The organism is Desulfosediminicola ganghwensis, from assembly GCF_005116675.2.
GTDB classification, from domain to species: domain Bacteria; phylum Desulfobacterota; class Desulfobulbia; order Desulfobulbales; family Desulfocapsaceae; genus Desulfopila; species Desulfopila ganghwensis.
Map to the genome: position 1 here is coordinate 2,409,297 of NZ_CP050699.1, position 13,296 is coordinate 2,422,592.

Annotated in this window: 14 protein-coding genes; 11 read left to right on the forward strand and 3 right to left on the reverse strand. The window is 48.4% G+C overall.

Annotated elements, in window-relative coordinates; genetic code table 11:
* Positions 1 to 23 precede the first annotated feature (23 nt).
* From FCL45_RS10205 to FCL45_RS10250, 10 genes are all read left to right on the forward strand, one after another.
* Positions 24 to 434 carry an NUDIX hydrolase gene (locus FCL45_RS10205; protein WP_136796328.1) on the forward strand — a complete coding sequence of 137 codons (411 nt, stop codon included), beginning with the start codon at positions 24 to 26 and terminating at the stop codon, positions 432 to 434.
* Between the two features lie 129 nt (positions 435 to 563).
* Positions 564 to 998, forward strand: a complete 435-nt coding sequence (locus FCL45_RS10210; protein ID WP_167495694.1) for a GNAT family N-acetyltransferase — start codon at positions 564 to 566, stop codon at positions 996 to 998.
* Between the two features lie 2 nt (positions 999 to 1,000).
* Positions 1,001 to 1,567: a GNAT family N-acetyltransferase gene (locus FCL45_RS10215; RefSeq protein ID WP_136796330.1), complete on the forward strand. Its 567-nt coding sequence runs from the start codon at positions 1,001 to 1,003 to the stop codon at positions 1,565 to 1,567.
* Positions 1,567 to 2,226 carry a class I SAM-dependent methyltransferase gene (locus FCL45_RS10220; RefSeq protein ID WP_217907712.1) on the forward strand — a complete coding sequence of 220 codons (660 nt, stop codon included), beginning with the start codon at positions 1,567 to 1,569 and terminating at the stop codon, positions 2,224 to 2,226. The genes FCL45_RS10215 and FCL45_RS10220 overlap by 1 nt, the downstream gene beginning before the upstream one ends.
* Before the next feature lie 657 nt (positions 2,227 to 2,883).
* Positions 2,884 to 3,612: an SDR family NAD(P)-dependent oxidoreductase gene (locus FCL45_RS10225; RefSeq protein WP_136796331.1), complete on the forward strand. Its 729-nt coding sequence runs from the start codon at positions 2,884 to 2,886 to the stop codon at positions 3,610 to 3,612.
* Between the two features lie 128 nt (positions 3,613 to 3,740).
* Positions 3,741 to 4,196, forward strand: coding sequence for a nuclear transport factor 2 family protein (locus tag FCL45_RS10230; protein ID WP_136796332.1), 456 nt, complete (start codon positions 3,741 to 3,743; stop codon positions 4,194 to 4,196).
* Positions 4,197 to 4,649: 453 nt separating this feature from the next.
* Positions 4,650 to 5,594 (forward strand): 1-phosphofructokinase, encoded by a 945-nt coding sequence (gene pfkB, locus FCL45_RS10235; protein WP_136796333.1) that lies wholly within the window; start codon positions 4,650 to 4,652, stop codon positions 5,592 to 5,594.
* Positions 5,595 to 6,010: 416 nt separating this feature from the next.
* Positions 6,011 to 6,991, forward strand: a complete 981-nt coding sequence (locus tag FCL45_RS10240; protein WP_136796334.1) for a class II fructose-bisphosphate aldolase — start codon at positions 6,011 to 6,013, stop codon at positions 6,989 to 6,991.
* 231 nt (positions 6,992 to 7,222) lie between these two features.
* The gene (locus FCL45_RS10245; protein WP_136796335.1) at positions 7,223 to 7,567 is read left to right on the forward strand and encodes a hypothetical protein; all 345 of its coding nucleotides are present in this window, start codon (positions 7,223 to 7,225) and stop codon (positions 7,565 to 7,567) included.
* A gap of 116 nt (positions 7,568 to 7,683) precedes the next feature.
* The gene (locus FCL45_RS10250; protein ID WP_167495695.1) at positions 7,684 to 8,424 is read left to right on the forward strand and encodes a metallophosphoesterase family protein; all 741 of its coding nucleotides are present in this window, start codon (positions 7,684 to 7,686) and stop codon (positions 8,422 to 8,424) included.
* Between the two features lie 13 nt (positions 8,425 to 8,437).
* On the opposite strand, the gene arfB is transcribed toward FCL45_RS10250, so the two are convergent.
* Positions 8,438 to 8,854 carry an alternative ribosome rescue aminoacyl-tRNA hydrolase ArfB gene (arfB, locus tag FCL45_RS10255; RefSeq protein ID WP_136796337.1) on the reverse strand — a complete coding sequence of 139 codons (417 nt, stop codon included), beginning with the start codon at positions 8,852 to 8,854 and terminating at the stop codon, positions 8,438 to 8,440.
* Positions 8,855 to 9,044: 190 nt separating this feature from the next.
* On the opposite strand from arfB, the gene FCL45_RS10260 reads away from it, so the two are divergent.
* Positions 9,045 to 10,250: a S1C family serine protease gene (locus FCL45_RS10260; RefSeq protein ID WP_136796338.1), complete on the forward strand. Its 1,206-nt coding sequence runs from the start codon at positions 9,045 to 9,047 to the stop codon at positions 10,248 to 10,250.
* Between the two features lie 230 nt (positions 10,251 to 10,480).
* On the opposite strand, the gene pyk is transcribed toward FCL45_RS10260, so the two are convergent.
* Positions 10,481 to 12,235 carry a pyruvate kinase gene (gene pyk, locus FCL45_RS10265; RefSeq protein ID WP_136796339.1) on the reverse strand — a complete coding sequence of 585 codons (1,755 nt, stop codon included), beginning with the start codon at positions 12,233 to 12,235 and terminating at the stop codon, positions 10,481 to 10,483.
* A 312-nt stretch (positions 12,236 to 12,547) separates the two neighbouring features.
* A complete protein-coding gene (locus FCL45_RS10270; protein ID WP_136796340.1) occupies positions 12,548 to 13,057 on the reverse strand; it encodes a GNAT family N-acetyltransferase in 510 nt (169 codons plus the stop codon).
* Positions 13,058 to 13,296 lie beyond the last annotated feature (239 nt).

Here is a 13,296-nt window from a genome sequence, read left to right on the forward strand (position 1 = left end):
GATTGTGGTTGAGATTACAGGATATGCCGAAATTGCTTCATAAAGCTGCCGGGATAATTATTCAGGACAATTCGCTGCTGGTGCTTCGTTCCCTGGGGAAAACTCTTTTCTTTGCACCTGGCGGCAAGCTGGAGCGGCACGAGACTCCGCGACAAGCTCTGGTACGGGAGCTCTCTGAAGAAATCTCGATAGAGGTGGATGAGGCCAAATTGAGATTTTTTTCCACATTTACCGCTCCCGCAGCGGGTCTGGAAGAAATTACTCTCTGCATGGACGTGTTCGTTGTTCAGTGTTATGAAGGTCTGATATCGCCCCGAAATGAGATTGCCGAGTGCTGCTGGATTAACTCCGGGAATATAGATAGCATCGAGATCGGTTCAATTTTTCGTGATCAGGTTTTTCCGCGACTGCTCTCGGCCGGGCAGGTTCAATAATCGGCTTATGGACCAGCACGAAACGGTGTTGTCGCTTCGATATATGATTTTGAACCATTAGATGTAATGACAGATAAACCAGACATCTTTCTATTTGCAGATTTTGCGCAGGTCCCGCTGAGAAGTGGTATGAGCTTTTCAACACGGGTCGCGCGAGCAGATGATTTCGCTTTTCTGGACGCGCTCTATAGCGACAATATGAAGGGCTATGTGGAGCGGGTGGGCACCTGGGACCCGGATATGTTTCGGGGGAATTTCGAACCGTCCGCTATTGAATTGATAGAGGTGCAGGGGGATAGAGCGGGTTTTTTCAAGCTGGTACCTGAGCGGGATTCTATCTACCTCGCGGAATTGCAGGTGGGCAAAAAATACCAGGAGAACGGAATTGGAAGTTCGATCCTGGAAAAGCTTATTGACTATGCCGGTAAAAAGGAGAACCTCATCACCCTGAAGGTGATTCGTGGCAATCCTGCGGAATTTCTCTATTTGAGGTACGGCTTCAGAACCTATAAAAAGACGGGTCTCCATTTGCACCTGAGCCTCAACCCGTCAAGAAAACTCTAATAATGAACAGGGCGCCGGTGATTGGAGAAAAAATTGCGAAATGTTGTCTTGCAAATGATAAGCGCTGCCGGGAAGAGTCGATGAAAGTGAACATCCGAATACGACAGGCTACTCCCGAGGATCACCAACGTATTGTCGAAGTGATGCGGCAATGGTGGGATGGTCGTGACCTGAGTTCAGGCCTGCTGAAAATATTTTTCCATCATTTTCAGGAAACATGTTTTGTAGCTGAGAATAGTGATACCCTGGTAGGTTTTCTGGTCGGCTTTTTCTCCCAGTCAAAGCCCGAAGAAGCATATATACATTTTGCAGGGGTAGCGCCCGAATACCGCAGGCAGGGTGTTGGCCGGGCATTATATCGGAGATATTATACTGTCTGCCAGAGGCATGGCAAAACTGTCGTCACCTCCTGTACTTCTCCCGTCAACCTGCAGTCCATTGCGTACCACCAGCGTATGGGGTTTACTCTGGTTGAGGGGAATGGGGAAGTGGACGGGTTCCCTGTATTTACTGATTATCTTCGCCCGAACGACCCCAAGGTCCTGTTCAGGTTGGAGATTACCGACTAATGGATGATTACTTGATGGCTGATCGTTTGGTATGCCGCCTTTGCGGTGCTGATGAGGTAACGTTTTTCCATGCTGATGACACTCGGGAGTATTACAGGTGTCGAGAATGTAAACTGGTGTTTGTGCCTCAACAGTTCTGGCTGAGTGCAAAAAAAGAGAAGGCCGAATATGATCTTCATCAAAACAGTGAAGATGATAGCGGGTACAGAAAATTTCTTTCCCGTCTGAGTGGCCCTGTAATCAGCCGCCTCAACGCTGGAGCACACGGTCTGGATTTTGGCTGCGGACCGGGCTCGCCTCTCGCGAAACTATTTGCAGAGCAAGGGTTTTCTGTAGAGCTCTACGATCCTCTCTATCGCAATGAACCGTCACTGCTGGAAAAGCAGTATGATTTTATCTGTGCGACTGAGGTGGCAGAGCATTTCAAGGAGCCTGGTAAAGAATTTCAGTCACTGTTTGGTATGCTCAAGCATGGTGGTCTGCTCGGTATCATGACAAAGCGGGTACTGGGACTGCAAGCTTTCCGAAACTGGCATTATATTCGTGATTCAACCCATGTCAGCTTTTTCAGTGAAGAAACATTTGATTACCTGGCCAACCAGTATAACGCCGAGTTGAGTGTTGAAGGTAATGATGTTGTTCTGTTTAACAGGCAATGAGAGAGCACATGAGAGATTCCGGCCCGTTGCCTCTCAATCTATTGGTGTTGTTGCTGAAATGTTTTTGCCGCGAAGCGGATATTCATAATTTGGGGTAGAAAAAAAGAGAGTTGCTCCATCGGGTTTCATTAACACGTCGTATTCTAAGATCAGTAACCTTGGATGCTTTTAGCAGCGTGGTTGGTTTTCAAAACAGGCCAAAGAAGAGTGCAATTTAATGAAGGCCTTGTCTATAAAAGAATAAATGCTTGTTGTGGAGGGCGGATGTTGCGTAACATGTCGCTTTTACCACTAAAAAAAGATACGTGCAGTCGATTCTTGTTGCAAAGAAAAGCCTAACATGAGAAATTAAGCAATAATAGAAGAAACTGGCAGATTACCGTTTTCTGTGAATTCTATATAAAGACCAGCCTGTTGTGGTATGAGGCTGCCACGTACTGAAGGCCTTGGAACTCTTCGAAATCTAAAATCTAAAGCAGATTGATGACTGGCCGGGGTTTTGGTCTGAACTCCCTGCCTGCACTGTTTTATCATAATACGCTATAATAGAAGACGAAGTACATGCCGACACATTCTTATTGAGTGCTTCCATGCCATACGGATCATCGGGAAAAAGAGCGGTGCCCGATGTTGTGCAACATCTGAGGAGAGCTATATATGGAAAGGCGTGTGGTAATCTATGGTGGTTCGGGTGGTATAGGTTCAGCGACGGCGCGTCTGCTTAGCCAACAGGGCTGCGTGGTACATCTTGTTGGCCGCAATATTGCGCGATTATCGTCGATAGCTGAAGAGCTCGGTGCAGGTTATACGGTAGGCGATATAGAGCAAAGCGAAACATTCAGCCAGGTGCAGCAGGATTTCTCAGCCCCATGGGATGGCCTGGTGTACTCCATAGGAACGATTAATCTTATGAGTCTTCGCAGGCTGACCCGGGAGCATTTTATTAAGGATTTTCAGGTGAACTGTATAGGTGCAGCCATGGCTGTGCAGACCGGACTAGCTGCTTTGAAAAAAAGTGAACATGGTGCATCGGTGGTTCTCTACTCGAGTGTAGCTGCGAGGCAGGGCTTTGCCTTTCACGCTTCTGTGGGAATGGCGAAAGGTGCCATCAATGGTCTGACTCTGGCTCTGGCAGCAGAATTGGCACCTCGCGTCCGTGTTAACGCCATTGCCCCTTCAATTGTCAGGACCTCTTTGTCTGAACCTCTTCTCGTCAATGAAAAGATGGTGGAAACTATATCGCAGATGCATGCGATGAAGAGGCTTGGGTCAGCTGAGGATATTGCAGGATTGACGGGGTACTTGCTCTCTGCAGATTCCGGCTGGATAACCGGGCAGATTTTCGGTGTGGATGGTGGAAGATCCACGGTCAGACCGTCCGGTTGAGTATTGGAAAAATCATAATATTTTAACACTGCAGTAAACTTCAGGGTAGAGACTCGCAATAGAAGCTTTGTTGGGAGATTGTCAGGTGGTAACCCACTTTGTACTGAAATTCAACTCGGAGTGGTATTATGTCTTCTGTCGCACAACGACATCGACGTGGTGGCCCGGATACCAGAAATTATGGTGGGCGAAGGATAAAGGCCGGCGAAAAACAGGCCATGGTGGAGCGGTATGTCTATGCGTACAATGCCTTTGATATAGATACCATGCTTTCTTTGCTGCATCCGGCTGTTGAATTCCAGAATATCTCAAATGGTCAGGTGACCGTTCAGACCAAGGGGATTGACGAGTTCCATGCCCTCGCTTTGCAGGGCAAGACATTGTTTTCTTCAAGAAAACAGACAATTATGCACTATGCTGAAAAGAACAATAGTGCCACCATAGAGGTTGTATATGCCGGGGTTCTGGCAATAGACCTCCCGGAAGGCCTGAAAGCCGGTGAAACACTAAATCTTTCAGGCAAGTCGGAGTTCACGTTTCGTGATGGAAAAATTTATAGCCTGACTGACATTGTTCTTGATTAGCTGCCGACCGTCTTCTCCCTGCCAGATCACTCATTTTAGATTTTCTATCTTCCGAAATTCCAGTTTTTATCATTATCAGAGACAAGTTTAAGCAGAAGGTTCGGCTTGGTATTCAGCCATTCCGTCGGCCTCTTTTGCTTACAGGTGGCTCAAAGGCTCGCGATTCCGTTGACATGGTACATTAAGGAGTTAGCATATTTTTGTAGCCTTTGAGTATTTTCTGTGCAAATTGCAGGAAACTTTTGACCACAAAAGTTGGTGACTTGGCTCAACGGGCGCTGGAAGTCTGCCGGGTTAAGCCCTTTATCAATTTCCCGTTATGCTTTCTAAACTGCTCAACCCGGCATTATCGAGAGGACAGTTGTGAAAAAAAGTTAAATACTGCGACAGGCTTTCAGGGTATCGAAATGGTGCCGAAGGGCACCGTCTTTTTTTCTATTTGAGGGTGGGGTAATGAAAACACGATCAGTTCTCACGGTTACGCTCAATCCCGCAATTGATCAGACTATCTACATTGATGATTTTGCAATAAGTAAAGTGAATCGGGTACGTGATCAAAGGGAGGATGCCGGAGGTAAAGGAGTTAATGTTGCCGGATTTCTTGCCGATTACGGCATGCATGTGACCGCAACGGGTTTCCTTGGCACAGGTAATTCCCTTATTTTCAGTCAGTATTTTTCCGGCAAGGGTATACAGGATAAGTTCTTTCGTCTTAAGGGGCACACCCGAACAGGAATCAAGATAGCTGATCTGAAAAACAGAACTACCACCAATATTAATTTCCCGGGAATCGGTCCGGGGAGCGGAGATATGACCGATCTGTACGATTTGATTCGGGAGGTTGGTGCTGATTATGCATGGGCAGTGTTAGCCGGAAGTGTCCCCGAAGGTATTCCGCTTGATTGTTACGCAAACCTGATAAAGGATTTGAAGAATGTCGGTGTGAAAGTCGCCCTGGACGCAAGTGGTGAAAGTTATCGTCAAGGCCTGAAAGAAATCCCGAATCTTATTAAGCCAAATCTGGCGGAGTTGGAAGAATATTGCGGTACCACTTTAAAGTCGAAAGAGCAGGTAATTAGTGCCGGGCAGAAATTGTTGACCGAGGGAATTGAGACGGTGATCGTTTCCATGGGAGAGGAGGGTGCTCTATTTTTTGAAGGCGAGGACGTCATTCACACCATTGGAGAGAAAGTGACTGTTGAATCAACTGCCGGGGCCGGTGATGCAATGGTCAGCGGCATGATTGCGGGAAAGATTGACCAGAAATCCTTTGCTGATTGTGCACGGTTAGCAACAGCCTTTTCTGTGTTAGCGGTTACTACTGTTGGTGCAGGTATTGAGTCTATGAGTGATTTACATAAGATCGAAAAGACCATTAAGGTTATGGGAAGAAACTAAAGGTTACTGCATGTTACCCGGTTAAGACCGGTACCCGGCATGTGGTTGCGTCAGCTCAGGAACTTGATTGGCAGTTGGTAATTGTGTTTATCTTGAAAAAACTTACAGATAAAGTGAGGCAGTACATGGTTGCCCGACTTGAAGAGATGATTTGCGGTATTATTTTCTCTGATACCATGTAATCACTGCATGATAGAACAATGGTAGTTGTCACTATTGCAGATTTTTGCAATAAAATGGAAAAATGATAGCCTGGAGCTGCGTAAGGGGAGGGAGTGGCTCAAACCAAACATCCTGCTGTGTATTACATTGGACTTCTAATCGGTACTAGCCTGCAATTAAAAGGTATTCTGAATTTTCAGTAAAATGCTCATGAGGGCTCTGAGCTAATCCTCCACCTTTAGAGGGAAGATACTATGCCTAAGTTGATCGCTTATACAGAACTTGGTCTGGTGAACACCAGGAAAATGTTTCAGGATGCAATGAAAGGGCAATATGCAGTTCCTGCCTATAACTTTAACAATATGGAACAGCTACAGGCCATTATCACGGCCTGTGCCGAGTCCAACTCGCCGGTAATACTTCAGGTATCGGGAAGTGCAAGAAAATATGCCAACCCGGTTTTTCTACCCTGCATGGTGAAAGGAGCAGTCGAAATGGCCAGGGAAATGGGCAGCACTATCCCTGTAGCCCTGCATCTGGATCATGGCAGCAGCCTTGAGCTGGCAAAGGAGTGTATTGATAGCGGGTTCTCTTCGGTAATGATTGATGCTTCACATCACTCGTTTGAGGAAAACATTCGTCTCACTGCTGATGTCGTCAAATATGCCCATGAGCGTGATGTCACGGTAGAGGCTGAACTCGGTGTGCTGGCCGGTGTTGAGGATGAGGTTTCCCATGAAGTTTCCAGTTATACCCAGCCGGACGAGGTAGAGGAATTTGTCGAGAAGAGTGGGGCTGACAGTCTGGCCATCTCCATTGGCACCTCTCATGGCGCCTACAAATTCAAGTTGAAGCCGGGTGAACCTCCGCCAACTTTGCGATTCGATATTCTGGAGGAGATCGAACGTCGTCTCCCCGGCTATCCGATCGTGCTGCACGGCGCATCATCTGTTACTCCGGAGCATGTGAAGATGATAAATACCTACGGCGGCAAGATGGATAGCGCGGTGGGGATTCCAGCCGAGCAGTTGCGTCGTGCAGCCAAGTCAGCAGTTTGCAAAATTAATATCGACAGTGACGGCAGACTCGCGATGACAGCAATAATACGAAAAATTTTTGCTGAAAATCCAGGAGAATTCGATCCACGAAAATATCTGGGGCCTGCCCGCGATGAGTTAATATCACTCATTAAAGATAAAAACACCAATGTGCTGGGCAGTGCCGGTAACGGCTAACTCTTTTTCATGGCCATTATGGCGGAATTTCACCTGCTGCCCATCAGCATTGTAAAGTGAGGCGCAGCTGTGGTGAAGATTATTCATTCCTCGAATGAGTAATCCGGCTATCCTGCCTTGAAGAATTTGTGAAAAAATCTCAAGTTATGTACTATATGCAGCAGTGTGGCCGGGACGTTGGCTGAACAACGTCCCGGCTTTTTTTGTAATGTTATCATTATAGAGGTGTATATGAGAAAAATTATCGTAATCCTGGCATGTTTGCTGGCAGCAGGCCCGGCATTCGCGGGGAAAGATCACGGCAAGCACAATGGTAAAGCTCTGCCGCCAGGACTTCAGAAAAAGGTTGAGCGCGGTGATGACTTGCCTCCCGGTTGGCAGAAGAAGCTTACCAGGGGGTCGATTATGGGGGATGAGTACTATTCCCGGTCGGTGGTGATTCCTCGTACCTCACCAGAATATGTTCCTTATAAAACCCCGGGGACGGAGTTACTCAAAATTCAGGATAATATTTATAGAATCAAACGGGATACCAGAGAGATCGTTGATATTGTCACCGGCAAGGGAGGCCACTGATCGCCTGATCAGGCAATCAGTACAATTCCCTGCGGGCAAATTTGAAATTGAGCCCAAGCTTTTATAGCTGTGGATTCCTTAGGGGGGAAGCCCGCTGCCGGCTCAGGAGAATGGATGTGAGAATTGGAGTATTGTCGGATATTCATAGTAATGTTTTTGCGCTGGAGTCGGTGCTGGAAGATCTTCAACATAGAGATGTCGATGCCATAGTCGACCTCGGAGACATTGTCTACGGCCCCATCGCTCCCCGGGCAACCTGTGAGCTTTTGCAGGAGCAGTCGATAAAGCATGTGCAGGGTAATCAGGACCGTATGCTCCATGAAGTAAAAGATCCTGAAATAGCAAACAATCCTACCCTGCAGCTGATGCTTGACGAGCTGTCAACAGACCAGTTGACCTGGCTGAAGGCATTACCCTATGACCTGTATTTGGAAGATGATGTGTATCTCTGTCACGGTTCTCCGCGAAGTGATACGGATTATCTGTTAGAAGATATATCCGGTGGAACCCCGAGGGTAAAAGAAGATAGCGCAATTTTGAAGATGCTGGGCAATGTTACAGCACCGCTTATCCTCTGCGGGCATACCCACGTGCCCCGTATCGTCGAACTCTCCACCGGTCAGATCGTTGTAAATGCAGGCAGTGTTGGGCTTCCGGCCTACAGGGATGACCTCCCTGAAGTTTATCGGATGGAGAATTTTTCCCATCATGCAAACTATTCTATAGTTGATAAACGTTCCGTCGGCTGGTGTATTGAGCAGATTCGCGTGCCGTATGACTTCGGCAGAGCACTGGAGATGGTCCGCAGCAATCAGCGCGAGAATTGGGTGAGATTGCTGGAGGAGGGGAGAGCCTGATAGGTCTTCTCGTTTATTCTATCTTTTTCCGCAGTTTTTTTACCTGACTGTGTTTTGTCTTGCTTTCAAGCCGACGTTTATGGGCAGCCTTGCTTGGCTTGGTTGGTTTGCGTTTCTTGTGCACCACTGTTGCCTGGCGGATGAATTCTGCCAACCGGTTTAAGGCATCTTCTCTGTTTTTTTCCAGGCTTCTGAATTGCTGAGCTTTGATGATTAACGCGCCGTCTGAAGTGATGCGCTTGTCGGGCAGGGCTATCAGTCGTTCTTTGATATGTTGTGGTAATGATGAGCCGTAAATGTCAAATCGCAGATGTACGGCGCTCGATACCTTGTTGACATTCTGGCCCCCTGCACCTTGAGCCCTGATTGCGGTAAACTCCACCTCGTTTTCGGGCAGTGAGAGAGAGGGGGTAATTTGTAATCTTGCCATGATGTTATCCCTGACTAATAGTAATGTTAGACGCGATGTTGATATAATTCTTTGGATTTGCTATGTTTTTTTTGAAGGCCATTTTGGGGAAAAGTGGTTGCGAGGTCAAGAGAAGAAGGTATTCTACACGATCCTGACATAAAATCTTCTCTAAATCTTTATTAAATATAGTTCATTATCGGGGGAAATAATGGAGAATGGCAATATTCGGTGTCCCAAGTGCACGCATGAACAGGACGGCGGTACCGAATGTGAGGTGTGTGGAGTTATTTTTGCACGCTATCAACAGATTCTGGCCAGAAAAGCCAAAGCACTCGAAGAGCAGCGGGCCAGACAGGAAGAACTGGCGCAAAAAAGTAAAGGTGCTGGTAAGGGGCCGCTCATTGCGATAACCGTGCTGATGTTGGTCGTCCTGACTGCCGGTGCCACGTACTATCTTGTCCGACCCGATTCCCCGACCCCGTCAGGCGAGCAACTCGCCAATGTGGTTCCTGAGCAAAAGATAACAGAGGCTGAGCAGAAATTGCCGGTTCCGGCTGCGGCTGAATCGAGTCGAAATTCGGAAAATCAGTCAAACTCGGCTCCGGGACAGGATACCAGGCAATTGAGAGCAAGCGGTGGCACTATCGAGCAGGCAAGAAGAGCTACGGTATCCATTGAAACCCCCTGGGGGACAGGCTCTGGTTTTTTTATCAACGACAACTATATAGTTACCAACCGTCATGTTATTGAGCTCGATCAGAATCAGCTTGCCGAGTTTCGCAGAAAAGTGGAGGCAACCCGCGATCTGGTCGAACTGGAGAAGAAAAAACTTGGTGACTATCGGGCCGAGATGAAACGTCTACCCCAGGGAGCAACCCGCAGCCAGCTCGCGATTATCATTAAAGAGAGTGAACGGGAGCTGAATAAGGTGCTCCCCCGGTTGCAGGAAGCGGAAGAACGGCTCAGCAGAATGGAAGATAGCCTGCTGCCGTCTGATATCAAGATCATCCTTGCCGACGGCGCCAGTCATTCTGCCAATTACCTGATGGTAAGTGAAAAGCACGACCTGGCGATTATGTCTCTTTATGTCAAAGATACGCCATATCTTAAACGGGCACCCAAGAACGTTCCAATCCAGCAGGGGGACAAGGTTTTCACCATTGGCAGCCCGGTAGGGCTGAGGAATACCGTCACCTCCGGAGTTTTTTCCGGTTACAGGAAAGATGGTGCCAGCGGCAAGGTCTTTCTGCAGACCGACGCTCCGATCAACCCCGGCAACAGCGGCGGCCCTCTGATCGATGAGCGTGGCTATGTCCATGGGGTGAACACCATGATAATTAAGGATACCGAAGGCATAGGTTTTGCGATTCCGATTGCGACGGTTTTCGAGGAGTTCGGTTCATCGATCTATTGAACGCAGGGCTCTGTTGAACGTCTCTTCAGAACTCTCTTCTGCTCAGCTATCGTTTGCTTCAGCGAGCATTTTGCTGAGAAACAAGAGAAACCGAGACACATCAATGCATTGGGATGATTCTAGTTTATTTTAATAGGGCAAAGCAATCCTGAGGAATTGGGGCCAGGAGAAAGCGCGACAGGCTCGAAGCCATGTACTTCGTGCCTGTCGTTTCATTGGATGGGATGGGACTATTTACCGCGTAGACTGCCGTAGCATATCTGACCGGTTGAACCATCGATCGTCACGGTCTGGTCATTTTCAAACAGCTTGGTGGCATTGGTCACGTTGCAGATAACCGGTATCCCCAGTTCACGCCCAATAATGGCAGCATGAGAGGTAAGACCGGCTTGCTCGGCAATTATGCCGCGAACAGAGGTAAGTTTATCCAGCATCGAATGATCGGTCCCCTCTAAAACGACAATGGATTCCTTTGGCAGGTTGTTCCAGTCTTCTTCCGATTCGATGATGCGCACCGTACCATCGGTGATTGCAGAACCGATACCCTGACCAGTAAAGCAGACATCAGCGACAGTATGTACTTTCAGCATATTGGTCGTGCCTATGGTTTGAATGGGGAGGCCTGCGGTAATGACTACCAGGTCTCCGTTTTTAATCAGCTGCGCCTGGGTGGAAGCGTGAATGGACATATCCAGCTGTTCGTCCATATTCGATGCGGGAGCGCAGAGTAAAGGCACTACGCCGCGAATCAGCTGAAGCTGGCGAATTGCGTCTTTGCTGGGGCTTGCTGCAATAATAGGAGCTTTGGGGCGATATCTTGCCACCATCCTGGCGGTGGAACCTGAAGTGGTGGTAGCGATTATAGCTGCGGCTTCAAGATCGGCGGCGGTGGCGCAACTGGCGTAAGAAATGGCGTCGGTCACTACCGGTCGACGGTGTCTCAGCCCTGCGGCAAGAATCTCCTCGTAGTTCAGCGAAGATTCAGCTATCTGCGCACAGCGGGTAAGAAAATTTAAAGCATCGATGGGGTTCTTGCCCACAGCGGTTTCGGCGGAGAGCATTACCGCATCAGTGCCGTCAAAGATGGCGTTGGTCACATCGCTTGCTTCGGCCCTGGTGGGGGTGGGATTGGTGATCATCGACTCCAGCATCTGAGTGGCAGTGATAACCGGTTTGCCGGCGAAATTGGCAGCGCGAATAAGCATTTTCTGGATAACCGGAACTTCCTCGGCCGGCATCTCAACTCCGAGATCGCCACGGGCCACCATCAACCCATCGGCAGCGTTAATAATTTCGTCGATGTTTTCCACGCCCTGGCGGTTCTCGATTTTCGCGATAATCGCCTGGCGGCCACCATTGTCTTCGATGATTTTTCGTACCGCCCAGACATCGTCTGCCTGGCGCACAAAAGAGGCGGCTATAAAATCGACACCCTGCTTCACACCGAAGGCGATGTCCTCTTCGTCTTTTTGCGATAATGAAGGCAGGTTGACCTGCATGTCCGGCAGAGCCACACGTTTTCTGCTGGAGAGGGAGCCGCCCACCAGCACTCTGGTGTAGACGTCATCACCTTCTATGTGCATAACTTCAAGTGCCATCTTACCATCATCGAGCAGTACTTTGCAGCCGACTTCAACGTCACTGGCAAAACCGGTATAGTTTACACCTATACGCTCTTTGCTTGCGTCCTCCGGTTTTATCATGGTCCCGTTGAGGATCAGCTCCTGGCCCGGGATCAGGCCGATATTTCCATCAAGCTCCTGCACCCTCATCTCAGGGCCGCGCGTATCGAGCAGGATAGCTGTGTCGGCATCCGCCTCTCTACGAGCCTCCTTGACCACGGCGATCAGGCGCTCATGGCTTTCACGATCGCCATGGGAGAGGTTGATGCGGGCGACATTCATGCCGGCTTTGATAAAGTTCACCAGCTGATCGACAGACTGGCTCTGGGGCCCCAGGGTGGCAATAATCTTGGTCTTGTTCATGGTGATGTCACTTACACTTTATAAAACAGGTGAAAAAGCTGAGCTCTTTGAGAGTAGCGTGCACTTAATTGAATCGTCAAAACTCTTTTGCTATAAGAAACTTCATTTCAAACATGATTACTACAGTGGTTACAAAAGAAAAAGAAGAAAAATAACAAAGCAAAACAGATGAGTTCAGCTGATGAAGGGCTTCAGGATTACTGATGTGCGTGGCTCCGGTAAACGGCTGTCAGATAATGATCCGACTCAGGTTGTTTATCGATTCTCTACAACATGTTAGCAGAGAAAAAGGGCATGTATGTTCAGTGTACACTAGGCCCGGTGGGCAGTGACCTTTTTTTCGTAGCAGTAAAATCTGCCTTTTCGAAATTTCACCATACCGGCTCTATGATAGCCAAGCCTTTCATAGAGAATCAGTGCCCTTGGGTTGTTGGCAAACGCGTCGAGGCGGATTGTGTCATAGCCGTTTTTAGCAGCCATGGCCTCGGCGTGATGCATCAGCTTTGTGGCAAAGCCTCTGGACTGGCAGTTGGGGGAGACGGTGAGGCGATGGATGACAAGTACCCGGCCGCTATTGCGCCAGGCCACTTCACTGTACTCCGGTGCCTCTTGCCTGTTGATCGTGATAAAGCCGCAAATCGTGCCATGGCGGCTTGTGACGTACATCTCCTGTTGCCGGATGTCGGTTTCCAGGATCTCCCTGTCCGGGTAAATCTCGTCCCACTGATCGATGTTATGGGCTCTCATGTGCTGTATAGCGTCTTGCACAATTGCCTCTATCACAGGATAATCGAAAAGCTTGGCAGGTCGTATGGTGTTCACCCTGAAGTTTGTCCTTTGTTGCAGAGCCTGCAGGTTAGCCCCGGCATCTTGTTCAAATCGATGGAATTGTTGGCTAATGTAAACCTAGCGCAAAAATAGCTTTGGGCAACCATTTATCTCACCAACCCTGGACAAAGGCGGAAAATAATGAAAATCTGTCGGAATAGTCAGGATTCACACAGAACTTGAATGGATTTTGTGCTGTGCTATAGTGCCAGTTCATCGGTTACATGACCTGT